20 protein-coding genes and 1 riboswitch are annotated in these 20629 nt (G+C 68.7%); of the genes, 5 read left to right on the top strand and 15 right to left on the bottom strand.

Annotated features, from left to right (window positions below; translation table 11 throughout):
* Nucleotides 1–250 precede the first annotated feature (250 nt).
* Nucleotides 251–1624, bottom strand: coding sequence for an NYN domain-containing protein (locus FCI23_RS27265; protein ID WP_136726585.1), 1374 nt, complete (start codon nucleotides 1622–1624; stop codon nucleotides 251–253).
* A 93-nt stretch (nucleotides 1625–1717) separates the two neighbouring features.
* A complete protein-coding gene (locus FCI23_RS27260; protein ID WP_136726584.1) occupies nucleotides 1718–1972 on the bottom strand; it encodes a hypothetical protein in 255 nt (84 codons plus the stop codon).
* A 125-nt stretch (nucleotides 1973–2097) separates the two neighbouring features.
* Here FCI23_RS27260 and FCI23_RS27255 point away from each other — a divergent pair, with 125 nt between their 5' ends.
* Entirely contained in the window at nucleotides 2098–2922 is an 825-nt protein-coding gene (locus FCI23_RS27255; protein WP_136726583.1) for a rhomboid family intramembrane serine protease, read from the top strand.
* 223 nt (nucleotides 2923–3145) lie between these two features.
* The gene (locus tag FCI23_RS27250; RefSeq protein ID WP_136726582.1) at nucleotides 3146–3427 is read left to right on the top strand and encodes an Lrp/AsnC family transcriptional regulator; all 282 of its coding nucleotides are present in this window, start codon (nucleotides 3146–3148) and stop codon (nucleotides 3425–3427) included.
* 212 nt (nucleotides 3428–3639) lie between these two features.
* On the opposite strand, the gene FCI23_RS27245 is transcribed toward FCI23_RS27250, so the two are convergent.
* The 6 genes from FCI23_RS27245 to ctaE form a co-directional block, all read right to left on the bottom strand.
* A complete protein-coding gene (locus FCI23_RS27245) occupies nucleotides 3640–5055 on the bottom strand; it encodes an aminotransferase class V-fold PLP-dependent enzyme (RefSeq protein WP_136726581.1) in 1416 nt (471 codons plus the stop codon).
* A gap of 183 nt (nucleotides 5056–5238) precedes the next feature.
* A riboswitch (SAM riboswitch) is annotated at nucleotides 5239–5354 on the bottom strand.
* Nucleotides 5355–5431: 77 nt separating this feature from the next.
* The gene (gene trpD / locus FCI23_RS27240) at nucleotides 5432–6481 is read right to left on the bottom strand and encodes an anthranilate phosphoribosyltransferase (protein WP_136726580.1); all 1050 of its coding nucleotides are present in this window, start codon (nucleotides 6479–6481) and stop codon (nucleotides 5432–5434) included.
* 154 nt (nucleotides 6482–6635) lie between these two features.
* Nucleotides 6636–8270 carry a cytochrome bc1 complex cytochrome b subunit gene (qcrB, locus tag FCI23_RS27235; protein WP_136726579.1) on the bottom strand — a complete coding sequence of 545 codons (1635 nt, stop codon included), beginning with the start codon at nucleotides 8268–8270 and terminating at the stop codon, nucleotides 6636–6638.
* Nucleotides 8267–9328, bottom strand: coding sequence for a cytochrome bc1 complex Rieske iron-sulfur subunit (gene qcrA, locus FCI23_RS27230; RefSeq protein ID WP_136726578.1), 1062 nt, complete (start codon nucleotides 9326–9328; stop codon nucleotides 8267–8269). Before qcrA ends, qcrB begins: the two co-directional genes overlap by 4 nt.
* Entirely contained in the window at nucleotides 9325–10140 is an 816-nt protein-coding gene (qcrC, locus tag FCI23_RS27225) for a cytochrome bc1 complex diheme cytochrome c subunit (protein WP_136726577.1), read from the bottom strand. The genes qcrA and qcrC overlap by 4 nt, the downstream gene beginning before the upstream one ends.
* Before the next feature lie 64 nt (nucleotides 10141–10204).
* Nucleotides 10205–10825 (bottom strand): aa3-type cytochrome oxidase subunit III, encoded by a 621-nt coding sequence (ctaE, locus tag FCI23_RS27220; protein WP_136726576.1) that lies wholly within the window; start codon nucleotides 10823–10825, stop codon nucleotides 10205–10207.
* A 215-nt stretch (nucleotides 10826–11040) separates the two neighbouring features.
* Between ctaE and FCI23_RS27215 the strand changes: the two genes are divergently transcribed.
* Entirely contained in the window at nucleotides 11041–11445 is a 405-nt protein-coding gene (locus FCI23_RS27215) for a hypothetical protein (RefSeq protein WP_136726575.1), read from the top strand.
* A gap of 118 nt (nucleotides 11446–11563) precedes the next feature.
* Here FCI23_RS27215 and FCI23_RS27210 read toward each other — a convergent pair whose 3' ends face one another.
* From FCI23_RS27210 to ctaC, 4 genes are all read right to left on the bottom strand, one after another.
* Complete coding sequence (locus FCI23_RS27210) at nucleotides 11564–12826, bottom strand: L,D-transpeptidase (protein WP_246144054.1); 1263 nt, start codon at nucleotides 12824–12826, stop codon at nucleotides 11564–11566.
* Nucleotides 12827–12961: 135 nt separating this feature from the next.
* A complete protein-coding gene (locus tag FCI23_RS27205; protein WP_136726574.1) occupies nucleotides 12962–13360 on the bottom strand; it encodes a cytochrome c oxidase subunit 4 in 399 nt (132 codons plus the stop codon).
* The gene (ctaD, locus tag FCI23_RS27200) at nucleotides 13357–15102 is read right to left on the bottom strand and encodes an aa3-type cytochrome oxidase subunit I (protein ID WP_136726573.1); all 1746 of its coding nucleotides are present in this window, start codon (nucleotides 15100–15102) and stop codon (nucleotides 13357–13359) included. The genes FCI23_RS27205 and ctaD overlap by 4 nt, the downstream gene beginning before the upstream one ends.
* Nucleotides 15099–16058 carry an aa3-type cytochrome oxidase subunit II gene (gene ctaC / locus FCI23_RS27195; protein WP_136726572.1) on the bottom strand — a complete coding sequence of 320 codons (960 nt, stop codon included), beginning with the start codon at nucleotides 16056–16058 and terminating at the stop codon, nucleotides 15099–15101. Before ctaC ends, ctaD begins: the two co-directional genes overlap by 4 nt.
* 298 nt (nucleotides 16059–16356) lie before the next feature.
* On the opposite strand from ctaC, the gene FCI23_RS27190 reads away from it, so the two are divergent.
* Nucleotides 16357–17745, top strand: coding sequence for a cysteine desulfurase/sulfurtransferase TusA family protein (locus FCI23_RS27190; protein ID WP_136726571.1), 1389 nt, complete (start codon nucleotides 16357–16359; stop codon nucleotides 17743–17745).
* A gap of 19 nt (nucleotides 17746–17764) precedes the next feature.
* Here the strand turns inward: FCI23_RS27190 and FCI23_RS27185 are convergent, their stop codons facing one another.
* From FCI23_RS27185 to FCI23_RS27175, 3 genes are all read right to left on the bottom strand, one after another.
* Nucleotides 17765–18391, bottom strand: coding sequence for a TetR/AcrR family transcriptional regulator (locus FCI23_RS27185; RefSeq protein WP_136726570.1), 627 nt, complete (start codon nucleotides 18389–18391; stop codon nucleotides 17765–17767).
* Nucleotides 18392–18472: 81 nt separating this feature from the next.
* Nucleotides 18473–19072: a TetR/AcrR family transcriptional regulator gene (locus FCI23_RS27180; RefSeq protein WP_136726569.1), complete on the bottom strand. Its 600-nt coding sequence runs from the start codon at nucleotides 19070–19072 to the stop codon at nucleotides 18473–18475.
* Between the two features lie 94 nt (nucleotides 19073–19166).
* Entirely contained in the window at nucleotides 19167–20141 is a 975-nt protein-coding gene (locus tag FCI23_RS27175; RefSeq protein ID WP_136726568.1) for a carbohydrate kinase family protein, read from the bottom strand.
* Nucleotides 20142–20393: 252 nt separating this feature from the next.
* Between FCI23_RS27175 and FCI23_RS27170 the strand changes: the two genes are divergently transcribed.
* The gene (locus tag FCI23_RS27170; RefSeq protein WP_136726567.1) at nucleotides 20394–20600 is read left to right on the top strand and encodes a hypothetical protein; all 207 of its coding nucleotides are present in this window, start codon (nucleotides 20394–20396) and stop codon (nucleotides 20598–20600) included.
* Nucleotides 20601–20629 lie beyond the last annotated feature (29 nt).

The raw sequence follows: 20629 nt of genomic DNA, 5'->3' as shown, positions 1-20629 counted from the left end.
TACAGACTCGGCGGTACCCCCACTGCCATCCCTGCTGGATGATCGACTGCGCAGAGGTTCGAGCCCTGACCCTAGTGACCATCCTGTGATCGGATCAAATCCCTGAAGGAAAAAAATCTGTCAACGGCGTTTTCTTTACATACACCGCACTTACAGCGATGAGCAGTTGACGCTTAGTTCCTGCCCGCCTCCCGGAAATCACCACAGGAGCCCCACGGGGGAACACAGTTCCTTCCAGGCCCCACACCGGTCACACCCGGGCAAGTCGCTTCAGCAGCAAAGTGGAGGCGACCGGACGCGCCCCGGCCCGCGCCACCCCGTCCGCGACCTCCCGGTCGGCGGAGACCACCACGATGGGGCGGCCGGCCGGTTCGGCCCGCACCAGCCGCCGGATCAGCTCGTCGGCGGTCTCCCCCGCCTTGCTGAACAGCACCCGCACCCCGCGCGGCGGCGCCAGCAGTACCGGCGCGTCCAGATCGGCCCCGTCGAAGACACAGGTGACCTCGGCACCGCTCTGCGCCGCCAGCACCGCGAGACCGCCGAGCAGCCGCAGCCGTTGCTTCTCCAGCGGCAGCGCCGGATACCCCGTCTTGGTCACGTTGTAGCCGTCCACCACCAGATGCGCCTGCGGCAGCGCCAGCAACTGGTCGAGCAACGCAGGGTCGTTCTCCGACAGCGCCCGCCGCGCGATGTCCTTCGGGCTGATCGCGCCCGGCTTCACCGCGTCCACCGTGTCGGCCGGCCGGACCCCCATCATGTCGCGCGGCGGCAGCGCCAACTCCCGCCGCAGCCCAGCCGCCGCGTCCAGCACCGTGTCGAGCAGCAGCCGCAACCGTACGTCCTCGATACTGCGGCCCTCCCGGACCGCCCGGCGGCTCGCCTCCAGCGCGGACTCGGACTCCGTCAGACGGGCCTTCAGCCGGCGCGCCTCACTGTCGGCCGCCGTCTTCTCGGTGGCGGCCGTGGACCGTACGTCCTCCAGCTCCGCCTCCACCTTGCGCAGCGCCGCCTCGGCCCGCTTCACATCGCTCGCCGCGCTGCGCAGCCGGCGCTGCAACGCCTCCGCCTCCTTGCGGACCCCCTCCAGGTCCGCGCGGGCCTTCAGGGCGTCGGCGCGAGCCTGGTCGCGCACCTCGGCGAGTTCGTCCCTCAGCTGCCGCACCTCACGCGCGGCCTCCTCGCCGACCCGCTCGTCATGCGCCCGCTGCGCCTCCTCGCCGGCCGCGGCGACCAGCTTCACCCACCCCGGCGGACGCAGCAGATACGCCGCCGCCGCCACATCCAGCGGATCGACGGCCGGCGGCGGTGTGCCGGCGTCCAGCGCCTCGGCCAGCTCCGGCTGCGCCTCCCGGAGCTTGCCGGCGATCCGCTGCCGGAAGGCGGGGTCCCCCTCCAGCGTCGCGGCCAGCGCCGTCGCCGCGAACTTGGCCCGGCGATTGGGGGTGAATCGGGCGTACGGCCGCAGCTGGGACGGCAGTTCGGCGTGGGTCAGCCCGCCGAAGGCATCCGCCGCCAGGGTCACCACCCGGTGGCGTACGCCTTCCGGCAACGGCCGGTCGAGACTCTCGGCGGACGCGTCGTCGCCGTTCTGTTCGGCCTGCGGATTACCGCCGGTCCCGTCCACCCGTCACTCCCGTCCAGTCCTATCGGCGCCTCCCCGGCCTCCCTCGACCCCAATGGCCGCCGCCGTACACATACCCATTGTCCCCGTACGCGGTCAACCCTGTGCCGCTTCCGACCGCGCGCTCGGCCGGTCCACCAGCTCGATCTGGTCCACGGCGTTGCACCAGCGGCAGCGCACCGACTCCACGGTCTCGCTGACCACCTCGGTCTCCTCGACCGTCGGCTCTCCCGCGAGGTCCAGATGGACGTACTCGACCACCTTGCTGGAACGGGTCACGTCGAAGCGCGTCAGATTGCCGCACAGCGTGCAGCGCCACCTCGTCGTCGCTGTCGGCAGGGGAACCGGCATCAGCGTTGACACCTCTCTCGGTACATGGTGCGGTTTGCGTTCCGGTTACCCTACGGCCTCAGCGGCACGCTGCGCTGCGGCGAGGCACCCTATGCCCGCTACAACCGTTCCGTCATGATCCTTACATGGTCATCCCGGTCCACGACAAGAACCCGGTCCGCCGGGTACCCGTGGTCACATACGCCCTCATCGCGGTGTGTGCCGTCGTCTTCCTGGCCGGCCCGATCTCCGGATTCCTACCGCTCTACGGTTCCGGGCGGGGCCTGTTGTGCGAGCAGAACGCCTACCTCGCCCGCTGGGGCGTCATCCCGGACGAGCTGTGGCACGGCCCCCTCCCCGCCGCCCTGATCCCCGCCCCGGCCGGCTGCCCCGCACCGCACGACTACGGCAAGGTGCCGGTCCTGTCGGTGCTCACCGCGCTCTTCGTGCACGGCAGCTGGCTGCACCTGCTCGGCAACATGCTCTTCCTCTACGTCTTCGGCGACAACATCGAGAACCGCATGGGCCGGGTGCGGTACCTCCTCTTCTATGTGGTGGCGGGCTACCTGGCGACGTACGGCTACGCCCTCGTCCACGCCCACTCCGCCCAGAGCCTCGTCGGCGCCTCCGGAGCGATCTCCGGTGCCCTCGGCTCCTACCTCTACCTCTATCCCCGGGCACGGGTGACCAGCCTGTTCCCCTTTCTCTTCTTCCTCCCGCTGCGCCTGCCCGCCTGGGCGGTCCTGAGCTTCTGGTTCGTCCTGCAATGGCTCGCCGCCCAGGCCTCCCCGTCCGGTCCCGCCGTCGCCTACGCGGCACATATCGTCGGCTTCGCCTTCGGCTTCCTCTGCACCTGGGTGTACTTCCGCCGAAAGCCCGGGCGTGCCGGGCCGGAGCCGGCCCGGCCGGAGCCATCGGCACCCGGCGCCGGGCCGTTCTTCGACGGGCCATCTAAGAGGCCGCGCGAATAGGTGGGGTGGAGGAAGGTGGGGGCAGCTCCTGGGGGCACCTCCCGGACGGAGTCTGGGGGAGAGTCGTCGACCGACACCGACGACGCCACTTCCAGACGCCCCCGCCGACGGAGTCGGCTGATGTCACAGCTCGGCACGCGACGCCGCCCCACCTATTCGCGCGGCCTCTAAGCTGAGCGGCGACCCAGCCCCCCGGGGCCACGAAACAAGGAGACCCGCAACCGTGATCACCGCGATCGTGCTCATCAAGACCAGCGTCGACCGGATCCCCGAGATCGCGGAGACCGTCGCCGCGATGGACGGCGTCAGCGAGGTCTATTCGGTGACCGGTGCGTACGATCTGGTCGCCATGGTGCGGGTGGCCCGGCACGATGACCTGGCAGAGGTCATCCCGGGCCACATCAACAAGGTGCCGGGCGTGGAGAGCACCGAGACGCAGATCGCGTTCCGTACGTACTCCCAGCACGACCTGGAAGCGGCATTCGCGATCGGGCTCGACGCGTAGCGCCTCCGGCGCGGCTCGCCCGTCAACGCTTGGGCGGCGAGTGGGAATGCGCTCGCCGGCGAAGCCGACGCACAAACCCAACCCCGGCGAGGCCCCCGCCCCGGGACAGCCATCCGCGGCCTGCGCACAGCTCAACGGGCGGGCGGCCGGGCACAAAAGCCCACCGCAGGCGGCGCCCTACGTGCCGTGTCCCCGGCCGGAGGGCTTGGCGATCAGTCGCGGGCGGGGACGCAGCGGCCGTCTTCGGCGCGGTAGTTCCACTGGGCGCCGTCGCGGACGAGTTCCCTGACTGCGCCCAGGAAACGGTCGATGTGCTCGTCGGGCGTGCCGGCGCCGAAGCTGACCCGGATGGCGTTGAGCGAGCGAAGCGAGATGGGGGTCCCCCCGGCCGAAGGCTGGGGGAGCTCGCCGGGCTCGGCGTCGGGGGCGCCGCACTCGCCCGGATCCTGGGGCTCGGTGCCGAGGAGGGTGCGGACGAGAGGGTGGGCGCAGAAGAGGCCGTCGCGCACGCCGATGCCGTACTCGGCGGAGAGGGCGGCCGCGAAGTGGGAGCTGTTCCAGCCCTGGACGACGAAGGAGATGACGCCGACGCGCGGGGCGTCGTCGCCGAAGAGCGAGAGGACCCTGACCTCCGGCACCTCGGCGAGCCCCGCCCGCACCCGGGCGACGAGGTGCTGCTCGCGCTCGACCAGCCGGTCGAACCCGGCGTCGGTGAGGGCGCGGCAGGCCGAGGCGATGGAGTAGACGCCGATGACATTGGGCGAGCCCGCCTCGTGCCGGGCGGCGGTGGTGTGCCACTCGACGTCCACCCCGCCGTCCGCACGCCGGGCGACGCGACGGCTGGCGCCGCCCCCGGCGAGGTACGGCTCCGCGTCCTGGAGCCAGTCGGCGCGCCCGGCGAGGACACCCGAGCCGAAGGGGGCGTACAGCTTGTGCCCGGAGAAGGCGACCCAGTCGACGTCCAGCCCGGCCACGTCCAGGGGGTGGTGCGGGGCGAGCTGGGCGGCGTCCAGCACGATGCGGGCACCGTGCTCGTGCGCCGCCGCGGCCAGCTCCCGTACGGGCCAGAGCTCGCCGGTGACATTGGAGGCGCCGGTGACACACACCAGTGCCGGGCGCTCCGGGTCGCACCCGGCGAGCGCGGAACGGATGGAGTCGACGGCCTGCCGGGGAGTGCGGGGGGCGGCGAGATACGTGACGTCGGTGCCGCGCCAGGGCAGCAGCGACGCGTGGTGTTCGGTCTCGAAGACGTACACCTGGGTGCCCTCGGGAACGACGGCGGCCAGCAGGTTCAGGGAGTCGGTGGTGGACCGGGTGAAGACCACCTGGTCGTCCGGGCGGCAGCCGAGGAACTCGGCGACCGTGGCACGGCTGGCCTCGAAGAGGTCCGTCGACAGCTGCGACAGATACCCGGCGCCGCGGTGCACGCTGCCGTAGTAGGGCGCGTAGGCGGCCACGTCGTCCCACACCCGCTGCAGGGCCGGCGCGCTGGCCGCGTAGTCGAGGGCGGCGTAGGTGACCTCGCCGCCGGTCACCAGCGGTACGAGCACGTCCCGGCCCAGCACGGGCAGCGGGGCGGCGGCAGCGGTGGCCGGGGCGGAAAGGACGGCGGCAGGGCGCACGGACATGGCGAATTCTCCCGGGAGGGCAGGCGGAATGGCTTCAGAGCCCACGCGCGATCGCGCATGGGGATTTCCTCGGATACACACCTCGGACAGACAGAGGGGTGAAGATCGGGGCCGTCGGCCCTATCGCATTCGCTTGCTCACGCAACTACTCCTCGACAACCAGGACCCCTGGCGGTTACGAGGGGTCCGCGCTTGCCATAGACCTCACTGCCTACGGCCTGGTCATCACCCGGGGCACCCCGCCACGGACGGAGGGTTGCCGGACAGCGAGCCGGGGCATTGCGCTGTCACTCGTGACCTGCCCAGAAGTATGCCATGTGATCGCGGACGGGCAAGGGGGCCGTCCGCAGTACGGACAGCCCCCTTGCCGCCGCCGTCAGGCGTTCGTGGCCGCGGCCCACCGCTCCAGCGTCTTCGCCGCCGTACCCGAGTCGATCGACTCGACGGCCCGCTCGATGCCGGCGGCGATCCGGTCCTGCAGAGAACCCCCGCCCGGCTCCAGGGCGACCAGCGCCGCCGCCGAGTTGAGCAGCACCGCGTCCCGGACGGGCCCGGTCTCACCGGCCAGCACCCGCCGCGCGACGTCCGCGTTGTACTCGGGGTCGGCGCCGCGCAGGGCCTCCACGGGCACCAGGTCGATGCCGACGTCGCGGGGGTCGAAGGACTGTTGCCGGACCATGCCGTCGCGCACGGCCCATACCTGGGAGGTCCCGGTGGTGGTGAGCTCGTCGAGGCCGTCGTCGCCCCGGAAGACCAGCGCCGAGGAGCCGCGCCGGGCGAGGACGCCCGCGATGAGCCCGGCCATCCGGGTGTCGAAGCAGCCGATGGCGGAGGCGGTGACCCGGGCCGGGTTGGTGAGCGGACCGAGGAGGTTGAAGGCGGTGGGGACGCCCAGTTCCCTTCGCGCGGCAGCGGTGTATCGCATCGCGGGATGGAATTTGGCGGCGAAGCAGAAGGTGATGCCGGTCTCCTCGGCGACCTCGGCGACCCGTTGCGGCGAGAGGTCCAGGTTGATGCCGAGCTTCTCCAGTACCTCGGAGGAGCCACTGGCCGAGGACGCGGCCCGGTTGCCGTGCTTGACGACCTTGGCGCCGGCGCCCGCGATCACGATCGCCGACATGGTGGAGATATTGACCGTCTTCGCCCGGTCCCCACCGGTACCGACGATGTCCACCGCGGGGCCGGGGATGATCAGCGGCTCCGCGTGCGCGTACATCGCCTCGACCAGACCCGTCACCTCGTCGACGGTCTCGCCCTTCGCCCGCAGCGCCACCATGAAGCCCGCGATCTGCACATCGCTCGCCTCGCCGTTCATGATCCGGTCCATCGCCCACGCGGTGTCCCCCGCCGTCAGGTCCGTTCCGGCCAGCAGCGCGCTCAGTACGTCCGGCCAGTTCTTGGCTCCGGCGGGGGTGGGGGCGCTCATGGGTCCGCTCCTGGGTCGTAAGGCCTTACGGGATGCTGCGCACAGCGTAGTACCGCGCGTCGTTGCCGCCCGAAAAGCCCCGGGCCCGGCCGGCACTCCTGTGAAGGGGTGCCGGGCCGGGCCCTGGGCTGTGGCGAAGCTCAGCGGTGGCGCGTCAGTGGTGACCGTGGCCGCTGGTGACCTCCTTGTACTCCTCGACGGTGGGCTTGGGGATCTGCGTGTCCTCGCCGTAGTAGGCCTTGGAGAGCCGCACACGGAGCTTGGTGAGGCGCCCCAGCTTGCGCTCCACGCCGTTCTCGTCCACCTCGGGACCGGGGTCGAGCGGCTTGGGCTGCTCGTAATCGGTGATGGCGTGCAGCGCTTCCTTCGGCAGGGGCTCGTGGATCTCGATGAACTCGCCGTGCGGGAGCCGCTTGATGATGCCGGTCTCGCGGCCGTGCAGGATCTTCTCGCGGTCCCGGCGCTGGAGGCCGAGACAGATCCGCTTGGTGGCGATGAAGACGAGCACCGGGATCACGAACGTACCGACCCGGACGAACCAGGTGATCGCGTTGATCGACAGATGGAAACGGGTGGCCCAGACGTCGTTGCCGCCGGCCACGAGCAGCACCAGGTAGATGCTGATCCAGGCGGTGCCGATGGCGGTCCGGACCGGACGGTTGCGCGGGCGGTCGAGCAGGTGGTGCTCGCGCTTGTCACCGGTGACCCAGGACTCGATGAACGGGTAGGCGCCCATGAAGAACAGCACCGCTGGGAAGAGCAGCAGCGGGATGAACACACCCAGCACAAGGGTGTGGCCCCAGGCGTTGATCTCCCAGCCCGGCATGGCTCGGATCAGGCCCTCGGCGAAGCCCATGTACCAGTCCGGCTGGGCGTCGGTGGACACCTGATCCGGCCGGTACGGGCCGTAGGCCCATACGGGGTTGATCGAGGCGACCGCCGAGAGGGCCGTGATGACGCCGAAGACGAGGAAGAAGAAGCCGCCCGCCTTCGCCATGTACACCGGCAGCAGCGGCATGCCGACCACGTTGTTGTTGGTCTTGCCGGCACCGGGGAACTGGGTGTGCTTGTGGTAGAAGACCAGGATCAGGTGGGCCACCAGCAGACCGGCCATGATGCCCGGGATCAGCAGCACATGGATGGTGAAGAACCGCGGTACGAGGTCCTGTCCCGGGAACTCGCCGCCGAACAGGAAGAACGAGATGTACGTGCCCACGACCGGCACGGACAGGACCGCGCCCTCCATGAAGCGGGCACCGGTACCCGACAGCAGGTCGTCGGGGAGCGAGTAGCCCAGGAAGCCGTCGAAGAAGCCCAGGAAGAGCAGCAGGAAGCCGAAGACGTAGTTGAGCTCGCGCGGCTTGCGGAAGGCGCCGGTGAAGAAGACCCGGAACATGTGCACGAACATGCCGGCGATGAAGACCAGCGCGGCCCAGTGGTGGACCTGCCGCATCAGCAGACCGCCGCGGACGTCGAAGCTGATGTGCAGCGTCGAGGCGTACGCGTCGGACATCCGGATGCCCTGGAGCGGCGGGTACGAGCCGTTGTAGATGATCTCGTTCATGCTCGGGTGGAAGAACAGCGTCAGATAGACACCCGTAAGGATGACGATGATGAAGCTGTAGAGGCAGACCTCGCCGAGCATGAAGGACCAGTGGTCCGGGAAGATCTTGCGCATGTTGGACTTGGCCAGGCCGTAGAGGCCCAGCCGGCCGTCGGCCCAGTCGGCGACTCGCTCACCGGCGGGCGCCTTGCCGCGCGGCTTCGTGGTTTCAGTGGTGGTACTCATCCACGCTCCCAGAACGCAGGGCCCACGGGCTCGGAGAAGTCGCCGAGCGCCTCGAGGTAACCGTCGCTGTTGACGCTGATCCGCAGCTGCGGAAGGGCGTGACCGGCCGGGCCGAAAATGACCCGGGCACCGTCGGACAGGTCGAACGTCGACTGGTGGCACGGGCAGAGCACATGGTGCGTCTGCTGCTCGTACAGGCTGATCGGGCAGCCGACGTGGGTGCAGATCTTGGAGAACGCGACGATCCCCTGGTACGCCCAATCGCGCTCGCGCTTGTCCTTGATGTTCTCCGGAGCGATCCGGATGATCATCAGGGCCGCCTTGGCGATCTGCTCCGCGAAGTCCGCCTGGTCCTCCGCCAGCCCGTCGGGCACGGCGAAGGTCAGCGAACCTACGGTGACATCCTCGGGACGCAGCGGCTTGTTGGTGTTCTGGTTGATCAGCAGCTTGCCCGCGGACCACAGGGTGTGCCGGAGCTTCTGTTGCGGCAGCGGGCCCAGGTCGCGGAGCAGGACGACGCCGGTGAGCGGCACCAGGCTCAGAGCGCCGAACAGCGTGTTGCGGATCAGCTTCCGGCGGCCGAACTGGCTCTCCTTCGCGCCCTGCGCGAAGTCGGCGAGCACCTGCGCCTTGGTCTCCGGGTCCGCCTCGATCGGATGCCGCTCGGCGATCATTTCCTCGTCGGACATCAGGGTGCGGGCCCAGTGGACCGCGCCCGCGCCGATGGCGAAGAGGGCGATTCCGAGAGACATGCCCAGCGAGAAGTTCAGCACGCTGATATGCCCGAGCGGCCAGATGTAGATGATCTTGTCGACCGGGAAGATCACAAAGCTTGCGATGAACGCGATCGTGGCGATCATCGAAAGCGTGAAGAGCAGCGCCACCGTACGTTCGGAAGCCCTGGCGGCCTTCTCGTCGATGTCCTGGCGGCGGGGCTCGTGGGGCGGCAGGCCCGGGTCGGCGAACGGGTTCTCCGCGACCTCGCCCTGGTGAGCCTGCTCCAGCTCACTTGGCAGAGTTTCTTCTGACACGGGGTGGTGGGATCCAGTCTGACTCATGACTTCTTGGCCTTTGTGGTCCGGGCCGCGACCCAGATGGCGGTGACGATCAGGAGACCGAGACCGAAGACCCAGCCGACGAGGCCTTCGGTCACCGGACCGAGGCTGCCGAGCGAGAGCCCGCCGGGGCTGGCGGCGTTGTCGCTGTTGGTCGCCTTGAGGTAAGCGATGATCTCCCGCTTGTTCTGCGCCGTCAGCGTGCTGTCCGGGAAGTTCGGCATGCTCTGCGGGCCGGTCAGCATCGCCTCGTACATGTGCTTGCTCGACACCCCGTCAAGGGCGGGGGCGTACTTGCCGTTCGTCAGCGCGCCGCCCTTGCCGTTGTAGTTGTGGCACTGGGTGCAGTTGGTGCGGAAGAGCTCACCGCCCCTGGAGGCGGAGTCAGCGCTGGTCGGGGTGTACTCGTCCTTGGTGGGGATGGACGGGCCCGGGCCGAGCGAGGCGATGTACGCGGCGAGCTGGTCGATCTCGGCCTGCGAGTAGATGACCTTCTTCGCCGGGATCTGGGCACCGGGCTGCTGGGCCGGCATCCGGCCGGTGCCGACCTGGAAGTCGACGGCGGCGGAGCCGACGCCCACCAGGCTCGGACCATTGGTCTTGCTGCCCTGGCCGGCCATTCCGTGGCAGCTGGAGCAGCCTACGGAGTACAGCTTCTTGCCCTGCTCGATCGCGAGGGACTGCTGACTGGTGTCTTCGGCCTGCGCCTTCTGCGGTGCGAGTGCGGCGTACAGCCCCCCGGTGGCCGCGAGCGCGAAGAGTAGGACGACAAGCGCCGCCAGCGGATGGCGCCGTCGTGCGGAGAGCTTTTTCACGGATTACCCCGGTGTCAGGATCTCTTGCGTCAGTGTGTCTGGAGTGTGATCGGTGCCGGACCGATTACTTGATCAGGTAGATCGTGGCGAAGAGGCCGATCCAGACGACATCGACGAAGTGCCAGTAGTAGGACACGACGATGGCCGCAGTGGCCTGTTCATGAGTGAACCGCTTCGCCGCGTACGTCCTGCCTAGGACGAACAGGAAGGCGATGAGGCCGCCGGTCACGTGCATGCCGTGGAAGCCGGTCGTCAGATAGAAGACCGAACCGTACGGGTCGGACTTCAGTGAGATCCCGTCGTTCCTGACCAGGTTCGTGTACTCGAAGATCTGACCGCCGATGAACATCGCGCCCATGATGAACGTCACGATGAACCATGAGCGCAGCTTCTTCACGTCGCCCCGCTCAGCGGCGAAGACGCCCATCTGGCAGGTGAGGGAAGAGAGCACCAGGATCGTGGTGTTCGTCGCGGAGAACGGAACGTTCAACGCCGCGGCGTGTGCCTTCCAGAAGCTGTCACCAGTGACCGACCGGAGGGTGAAGTACATCGCGAAGAGGGCCGCGAAGAACATCAGCTCGGAACTCAACCAGATGATGGTTCCGACGCTGGTGAGGTTCGGCCGGTTGACCGACGGGTGTGCGTACCCGGTTTCTACTGCCGTTGCTGTCGCCACGTCCGACATTATGTCGGTCCCTTATCCCGCCCTCACTCCGGGGGGTGCCATTCGGTGTGTCAAGCCCCCCGCTTGGTCCCCCGAAGGGGGTATGGGAGAGCCGTTCGGGTTCGCACTCTCCTCATGGAGGCCTGGTCAGGAGTAGCATCCAGGCGACGTCATCGGGGGCACGGGGGCCGTCCCCCAGCCCCCGGGGAGACCGCGGTTAGGCGAGGAGGCAACGGATGCAGGCGACCGCCACGGTGCTGGTCTACAGCGACGACGCGAACACCCGGGAGCAGGTCCGGATGGCCGTCGGGCGGCGCCCGGCCGCCGATGTGCCGCCGGTGGAGTTCGTGGAGTGCGCGACCCTGCCCGCGGTGATCGCGGCACTGGACCAGGGCGGCATCGACGCGTGCGTGCTGGACGGCGAGGCGGTGCCGGCCGGCGGCATGGGGGTGTGCCGGCAGATCAAGGACGAGATCTTCCACTGCCCCCCGGCGCTGGTGCTCATCGGCCGCCCCCAGGACGCCTGGCTGGCCACCTGGAGCCGGGCGGACGCGGCCGTCACCCACCCCGTCGACCCGGTGGCACTCGTCGGGGCGCTGGCGGGGCTGCTGCGCGGCCGGCTCCACCTCGACGCCGCCTAGGCCGCGACCGGCCCCGCGGGGCCGTGTGGCCGCGTACAGCTCCATCAGGCGTACGGGGCCGTCAGGCGTACGGGTCCGTCAGGCGTACCGCTCCGTCAGGCGTACGGGTCCGTCACGCCTACAGCTCCGGCCGGAGCCGGGGCGCGGCCTGGATGCGCTTCGCCGTCAACACGGTTTCGGCACGGGCTCCGATGGCACTGCCCTTCATCCACGCGGCCCAGCTGAGGTTCCAGTCGCCGAAGCCGTTGTCGAACGGGGTCATCGTCGGGCCCAGGCTGCCCACCACCCGGACGATGTCACCCCGGCGGACCTGGTCGAAGAACCAGTGGGCGTTCTCCATGCTCATCCCGGTGCAGCCGTGGCTGACATTGGCGCGCCCCTGCGCGCTCACGGACCAGGGCGCGGCGTGTACGTACTCACCGCTCCAGGTCACCCGGGTGGCCCACCGCACCGGCAGGTCGTAAGCGTCCGAGCTGCCTGCGGCGATGCCGACCGTGTTGCTGTCCATCCGCACGAGCGACTCCTGGCCCAGCACCACCTTGATGCCGTTACGGGTGGAGAATCCGGGTTTCCCCGTTGTCACCGGGATGGTGCGGACCAACTGGCCGTTGCGTCTGAAGGTCATCACGTGCGCCGCCGCGTTGGTCACCGCCTCCACCCGGTCACCGATCCGCAGTGCGACGGACTTCGCGGGGCCGCCGTAGAGCCCGTCCCGCACCTTCACGCCGTCCAGGGTGCTGCTGACCGCGATCTGCTCACGCGGGGGCCAGTACTCACGGGGGCGGTAGTGCAGCGTCTTGCTGTCCACCCAGTACCACGCGCCCTGGACCGCCTCCGGCGAGGCCTCGACATGCAGATTCTGTTCCACTGTGGCCCGGTCCCCGGCATCCGTCACCGGGGAGCTCAGCGCGGCGGTGACGGGCTGCCCGACGCCGTAGGTGCCACTGTCCGGGCCGAACGTGACCCTCAGCTGCTTGGCTGCCGCCGTGTCGAAGGTCGTGGTGTGCCGGCCGGGCCGGCCCAGCTCGTCCTCGGTGCTGACCCTGACCGTGTAATGTGCGCCCGCGGCGAGCGCGGATGTGCTGCGCCAGCGTGAACCGTCCGCGGCGAGTTCGCCGCGCAGATGGCGCCCTGCGGCGTCGGTGGCCGTCACATCCGTGATCTGGCTGCCGCCCTTCGCGGTGATCTCCAGCGTCTTTGACGGATCCGTCCGGGCCTTCCCGCCCATGGCCGCGCTGAAGGCGATCTGCCCGGATGCGTCGTACGGCGTCGAGGCCAGCGGGTTACCACCGCCCCCGCCACACGCGGCGAGTCCTGCCGCCAGGGACGCCACCAGGAGTGCGCTGCTCATCGCCGTCCGCCGCAGAATCTTGTGACCCATGCTCACACGCTAGGAACCGCCGCCGCATCCGGCACCCCGAGTGCGTACGAATGGGCGGCCCCGCTACGCCGAATGGCTGAGCCCGGACGCCTCGCTGAGGCGTCCGGGCTCAGCCCGGGTGCGGCGCGAGCCGCGTTACTGGGTGCGGTTCTCACCGCGGTAGTACTCGAAGACCCAGGTCCAGAGCGCGAAGAGGACGAGCGGAGCGGAAAAGTACGCCAGCCACCATCCGAAGATGACGGCGCAGAACACCAGCGCTCCGCCGATCCCGAGGGCGAGCGGGGCCCAGCTGTGCGGGCTGAAGAAGCCCAGCTCACCGGCGTCGTCCGCGACATCCGCGTCCGCGCGGTCCTGGGCGCCCGTGTCCACCCGGCGAGCGGTGAAGGCCAGGTAGAACCCGATCATCAAGCTCAGGCCGAAGGCCATGAAGAGGGCCGTGGTGCCGGTGGCCTCCTTGGACCAGGCGCCGTAGACGATCGCCATAACCAGTATGAAGACGGCCAGCCAGATGAACATCTTGCCTTGGACCTTCACTTGCCAACCTCCGTCTCACCCTTGGCACCGACCAGGTTGTGCCCGGCCGAGCCGTGGTTCTCCAGCTGCTCAAGAGCGGCGATCTCGGGGTGGTGCAGGTCGAACGCCGGGGATTCGGAGCGAATACGCGGCAGGCTGAGGAAGTTGTGCCGGGGCGGCGGGCAGGAGGTCGCCCACTCCAGCGAACGGCCGTAGCCCCACGGGTCGTCGACCTCGACCTTCTTGCCGTACTTGGCGGTCTTCCAGACGTTGTAGAAGAACGGCAGCATCGACATGCCGAGCAGGAACGACGAAATCGTCGAAATCGTGTTCAGCGTGGTGAAGCCGTCGGCCGCCAGATAGTCCGCGTAACGGCGCGGCATACCCTCGGCGCCCAGCCAGTGCTGGACGAGGAAGGTGCCGTGGAAGCCGATGAAGAGCGTCCAGAAAGTGATCTTGCCGAGCCGCTCGTCCAGCATCTTGCCGGTGAACTTCGGCCACCAGAAGTGGAAGCCGGAGAACATCGCGAACACCACGGTGCCGAAGACGACGTAGTGGAAGTGCGCCACCACGAAGTAGGAGTCGGAGACGTGGAAGTCCATCGGGGGCGAGGCCAGGATGACGCCCGTCAGACCACCGAAGGCGAAGGTGATCAGAAAGCCGATCGCCCACAGCATCGGGGTCTCGAAACTCAGTGAGCCCTTCCACATCGTGCCGATCCAGTTGAAGAACTTCACACCGGTCGGGACCGCGATGAGGAACGTCATGAAGGAGAAGAACGGCAGCAGCACACCGCCGGTGACATACATGTGGTGCGCCCACACGGTCACCGAGAGGCCGGCGATGGAGATCGTCGCGGCGATCAGGCCGACGTAGCCGAACATCGGCTTGCGGCTGAAGACCGGGATGACCTCACTGATGATGCCGAAGAACGGCAAGGCGATGATGTACACCTCTGGATGGCCGAAGAACCAGAACAGGTGTTGCCAGAGCAGCGCCCCGCCATTCGCGGCATCGAAGACATGCGCCCCGAATTTTCGATCCGCCTCCAGCGCCAGCAGCGCGGCGGCGAGTACCGGGAAGGCCAGCAGGACCAGCACACCGGTCAGCAGGACGTTCCAGCAGAAGATCGGCATCCGGAACATCGTCATGCCGGGCGCGCGCATGCAGATGATCGTGGTGATGAAGTTGACCGCACCGAGGATCGTGCCGAAGCCGGAAAGCGCCAGACCCATGATCCACATGTCGGAACCGACACCGGGCGAACGGATCGCGTCCGACAGCGGCGAGTACGCGAACCAGCCGAAGTCGGCCGCGCCCTGCGGGGTGATGAAACCGCCGACCGCGATCAGCGAGCCGAAGAGGTAGAGCCAGTAGGCGAACATGTTCAGCCGCGGGAACGCCACATCGGGCGCGCCGATCTGCAACGGCATGATCCAGTTGGTGAAACCGGCGAACAGCGGCGTCGCGAACATCAGCAGCATCACGGTGCCGTGCATCGTGAACGCCTGGTTGAACTCTTCGTTCGACATGATCTGCAGGCCCGGACGGGCCAGCTCGGCACGCATCAGCAGCGCCATGATGCCGCCGATGATGAAGAACGCGAACGAGGTGATCAGGTACATCGAGCCGATCGTCTTGTGGTCAGTGGTGGTCAGCCACTTCACGACCACATTGCCGGGCTCTTTACGGCGTACCGGAAGTTCGTCCTGATAGGTGTCATCGGCCGCGGCCGCACCTTGGGGTTGGTTGAGAATGCTCATGTGGTCTTGATCTCCACATTCTTGGCGTTGCCCGTGGTGGCAATGCCTGCTGGGAGGTACCCCGTCTGGCCCTTCTTCGCCAGGTCCTTCAGATGCTGCTCGTACTGGGCCGGCGAGACGACCTTGACGTTGAACAGCATCCGGGAGTGGTCCACGCCGCACAGCTCTGCGCACTTGCCCCGGTAGGTGCCCTCCTTGGTCGGCGTCACCTGGAAGACGTTGGTCTGGCCCGGGATGACGTCCATCTTGAACAGGAAGCTCACCACCCAGAAGGAGTGGATGACATCACGAGAGGTCAGCACGAATCGCACGGACTGGCCCTTGGGGAGCCACAGCGTGGGACCCGGGTTGCCGGTCTGCGGGTTCTTCGTGGCCGGCGTGCCGAAGTCATAGACGCCCTCGGCCCCGGGCGGGGCATCCAGCTTCTTCGCCGAGATCATGGAGATCTCACTCGGCACCTTGCTCGGTGTCGAGAGTTTCCCGTCCACGTTCTCGACGTAGTTGAAGGCCCAGCTCCACTGGAAGCCGACCACGTTGATCACGTGATCCGGCCTCTTGGAGGTCTCCAGCAGCTTGGACTCATCGCGGGCGGTGAAATAGAAGAGCACCGCGATGATCACCATGGGGACCACGGTGTACAGCGCCTCGATGGGCATGTTGTACCGGGTCTGCGCCGGGACCTCGATCTTCGTCCGGCTGCGCCGGTGGAAGATGACGCTCCAGATGATCAGTCCCCAGACGAGCACGCCGACCACGAGAGCGGCGGCCCAGGAGCCCTGCCAGAGCGAGAGGATTCGCGGGCCCTGTGCGGTGATGGGGGTGGGCATACCGAGGCGGGGAAAGTCCTCTGATGTGCAACCCGTGGCGGTCGCAAGGACCAGGCCCGCTGCCAGCGCGTGCGGCAGCTTCCGCCGCATCGGGCGCCGCGACGAGCGGTCGGAGCCGTTGGGACTCACGTAGCGCCTTCCCGAGAGTCTCGCCCGCGCCTCCGGGGCCCCGGCCTGTGCTGGTCGGTCCGCCCGGGCGCGGGCGCAGTGGTGTGGATGTTTATGCGGACCAAACCCTACTGGACGCGTTTTGGGGTCGCACGGGGAGGGGTGCCAACGCGCCGGTGCTCCTTTTTTAGGGCTCGGTTCGCCCCCGGGGCGCCTCAGCCGCCGTCGACGGTCGATCGTTCCTCGCGACCTCCGCGCGTTCTCCCTTTCGACAGCGGCGCGCCCCTTTGGCTCACTCACCCGGCGTACCGTGCGGAGCATGGCTGCTTACTTCGACGCCGCGTCAGCGGCACCGCTGCACCCGGTCGCGCGGCAGGCGTTGCTCGCCGCGCTGGACGAGGGGTGGGCGGACCCGGCACGGCTGTACCGGGAGGGCAGGCGGGCGCGGCTGCTGCTGGACGCGGCGCGGGAGACCGTGGCGGAGATGGTGGGGTGCCGGGCGGACGAGCTGGTTTTCACTCCTTCGGGTACCCGGTCGGTACACGAAGGAGTGGCCGGGGCGCTGGCGGGACGGCGCCGGGTGGGGCGGCACATGGTGGTGTCGGCGGTGGAGCACTCCTCCGTCCTGCATGCGACGACGGCAGAAAACGGCGGCGAGGTCACCGAAGTGGGTACGGACCGCGCCGGACGGGTCGGAGCGGAGGAGTTCGGCGCAGCGCTGCGGGCGGACACCGCGCTGGCGTGTCTGCAGTCGGCGAACCATGAGGTGGGCACCGTGCAGCCGGTCGCGGAGGTGGCGGAGTTGTGCCGGGCGGCCGGGGTGCCGCTGTTGGTGGACGCGGCGCAGTCGCTGGGATGGGGGCCGGCGCCGGATGGCTGGTCGCTGCTGGCGGCGAGCGCGCACAAGTGGGGCGGGCCGGCCGGGGTGGGGCTGCTGGCGGTACGGAAGGGGACCCGCTACTCGGTCCGGGGTCCCGCGGACGAACGGGAGTCGGGGCGGGCGCCGGGCTTCGAGAACCTGCCGGCGATCGTCGCGGCGGCTGCGTCGCTACGGGCGGTACGGGCCGAGGCGGCGGCGGAGGGCGCACGGCTGTCGGTGCTGGTGGAGCGGATCCGGCGGCGGGTGCCTGAGCTGGTGCCGGATGTGGAGGTGGTCGGGGACGCGGTGCGGCGGCTGCCGCACATCGTGACGTTCTCCTGTCTTTATGTCGACGGGGAGTCGCTGCTGCACGAGCTGGACCGGGCGGGCTTCTCCGTGTCGAGCGGGTCCTCGTGCACGTCCAGCACGCTGACACCGAGCCATGTGCTCAAGGCGATGGGCGTGCTGTCGGAGGGCAATGTCCGCGTGTCCCTGCCGCCGGGCACGGAGGCGGCGGACGTCGACCGCTTCCTTGATGTACTGCCGGGGATCGTAAGGTCCGTACGGGAGCGGCTCGGCGCCCCGACGCCGGCGTCCGCCCCGACCGGGAACGGCGGCGACGAGCCCGCGCTGGTGGTGGACTCGCTCGGCAAGCGGTGCCCGATCCCGGTCATCGAGCTCGCGAAGGTCATCGGTGACGTTCCGGTCGGCGCGATCGTCTCCGTACTCTCCGACGACGAGGCCGCCCGTCTCGACATCCCCGCGTGGTGCGCGATGCGTGAGCAGGAGTACGTCGCCGAGCACCCGGCTCCGCGCGGCTCGGCGTACTGGGTGCGCCGCCTCGGCTGAGCAGTCTCCAGGACAGGCCCTACCGAGCCGGGGCTTGCAGGGCCGGCAGGATGACGGAGTCGATGACGTCGCGAAGATAGGCTTCGTCGGCGAGTTCACCGTCGATCATCTCGCGGAAGAAGACCGCGCCGGCGATCAGGTGCGGCAGAAATCGAGCGGCGGGGACGTCCGCGGCCAGCTCGCCGCGCTCGACGGCGCGGGCCAGCATGCGGCCGAGTGCCTCGTTCTCGGGCTCGACGAGAGCGGTGCGCAGCGCGCTGCCGAGTTCGGCGTCGTTGCGGACCGCGTGTGTCATGCCGGACATGAGGGCGGCGTCCTGCTTGGTGTGTGCCATCGTGCCGTGCCTGCGGGCGATCTCGTAGAGATCGTCACGGAGCGATCCGGTGTCGATGTCGACGATGGTGACCGGCTTGTGATGCTTGAGCGCGGCGATGACGAGACCTGGCTTGCCCTGCCACTGGCGGTAGAGGGTGGCCTTGCTGGAGTGGGCGCGGGCGGCGACGGCGTCCATGGTCATGGCCTCGTAGCCGACCTCGCTCAGCAGCTCGATCGTCGCGTTGTACAGCTCGATCTCGCGCTCCGGCGACAGCCGGCTCCGGCGGAGGCGGGGCTCGCTGTCGCTCGCGGGGGTCACGTTGCGCTCCATCAGTTCCGGCGTCGGGGAAAGCGTCATCGTATAGGCGCCGCTGGTGAGAGGCCTGTGCCCGTCGCGGGTGGCGTCAGAAGGTCAGGCTGATCGCAGGGCCGGGAGGACCACGGCGTCGATGTAGCGGGTGAGGTATTCGACGTCCACCGGCTGGTCGTCGAGCAGTTCGCGGGCGGCGATCGCGCCGAGCAGCATGTGCGGGGCGAACTCCAGGGCCGGAGAGCCCGCGACCAGTTCACCGCGGGCCACGGCTCGCTCGACGACGGTGTCGAATGCCAGCCGCTCGGGCTCGATCAGATTCTCCCGCAGCGCCAGCAGGAGCTCCTTGTTGTGGTGGCAGGCCTGGCCGAGGGCGCGCAGGACCGCGGTGTCCTTCTTCGCGGCCCCGGCGATTCCCCTGGCGAACTGGTGCAGGTCGCCACGGAAGGTACCGGTGTCTATTTGGGCGATCCGCATCGGCTTGGTGTGCCGCAGGGCGGCGACCACGAGTTCCGGCTTGCCCTTCCACTGGCGGTAGAGGGTCGCCTTGCTGGAATGCGTACGGGCGGCGACGGCGTCCATGGTCATCGCCTCGTAACCGACCTCCCGCAGCAGGTCGATCACCGCGACATACAGCTCCTGCTCCCGCTCGGGGGTCAGGCGGGTGCGGCGCGGCGGGACCTGGGCCTCGGCGGTCGGCATCCCAATCTCCAATACATACGAAACGGTATCGTACCGAAAGACTAGGGTCCCTGTTAGAGAAACGCAAACGTTTCTCTAACAGGGACCCCAAAGGTCAGACGAGGTGGGCCCGCACCTCGGAGGCCGCGTCGTCGCCGTAGGCCTTGGCGAAACGGTCCATGAACTGGCCACGGCGGAGTTCGTACTCCTGGGTGCCCAAGGTCTCGATGACGAGGGTCGCGAGCATGCAGCCGAGCTGGGCGGAGCGCTCCAGGGACAGTTCCCAGGACAGGCCCGCGAGGAAACCGGCCCGGAAGGCGTCGCCGACGCCGGTCGGGTCGACCTTGCGCTCCTCCTGGGCGCAGGAGACAGTGATCGGCTCCTCCCCGGCCTGCTCGACCAGGACGCCCTTGGAGCCGAGCGTGGTGACGCGGGTGCCGACCTTGGACAGGATCTGCTCCGCCGACCAGCCGGTCTTCGTCTCGATCAGGGCCTTCTCGTACTCATTGGTGAAGAGGTACGCGGCGCCGTCGACCAGTATCCGGATGTCGTCGCCGTCCATCCGGGCGAGCTGCTGCGAGGGGTCGGCGGCGAAGGGGATGGCGCGGCTGCGGCACTCCTCGGTGTGGCGGAGCATCGCGTCGGGGTCGTCGGCCGCGATGAGCACCAGGTCGAGGCCGCCGACCCGGTCGGCGACCGGTCGCAGCTCGATCTGGCGGGCCTCACTCATCGCGCCCGTGTAGAACGAGGCGATCTGGTTGTGGTCGTCGTCGGTGGTACAGACGAAGCGCGCGGTGTGCAGCACCTCGGAGATCCGGACCGAGTCGGTGTCGACGTTGTAACGCTCCAGCCAGGAGCGGTACTCGGCGAAGTCCGCCCCGGCAGCACCGACCAGAACCGGGCGCAGGCCGAGGACGCCCATGCCGAAGCAGATGTTGGGGCCGACCCCACCACGCCGAATGTCGAGGGTGTCGACCAGGAAGGAGAGTGAGACCGTGTGCAGCTGATCGGCGACCAGCTGGTCGGCGAAACGGCCGGGGAAGGTCATCAGATGGTCGGTGGCGATGGAGCCGGTGACAGCGATACGCACGACGGGCTGCTCCTGCTGGAGGGAGGGGTGAGAGCGGCAAGGACTGCTCTCTCACGCTACCGGTTTGACGGCTGCTCCGACATGACGAGCTACCGGACAGTACAGCTTTCGCCCTTGCCCGTCCGTACTTAGGCTCGGGGTATGACGGTCAATCCCTGACCGGCACCTCACAGTATGAGGACAGCCTGTGGTGGAGCGATAACGCTCCGCAGTGCGGGCTGCGGGGTTGATTCCCCTGGCGAAGGAGTATCCATGGCACCGCTACCCCCCGTCGCCGAGACCGAGTCCCTCGCCGAGCTCATTGACGACTGCCTGCGGATGGCACCCCACTGGGAAGTCCCCGCCGCGGCGAGTCCGGCGGCCGTCGCTCCCTCCAGCCTGCACGGGATCACTGTTCCGGCCGAATCCGCGCATGTCGTGGACGGTATGGCGGATTACGGCTCCGGGGCCGGCGACTGATCGGCGGAACCACCCGCCCCTCCACTCCG

The organism is Actinacidiphila oryziradicis, from assembly GCF_005047355.1.
Lineage (GTDB): Bacteria > Actinomycetota > Actinomycetes > Streptomycetales > Streptomycetaceae > Actinacidiphila > Actinacidiphila oryziradicis.
This window is presented reverse-complemented; position numbering and strand designations above follow the sequence as displayed.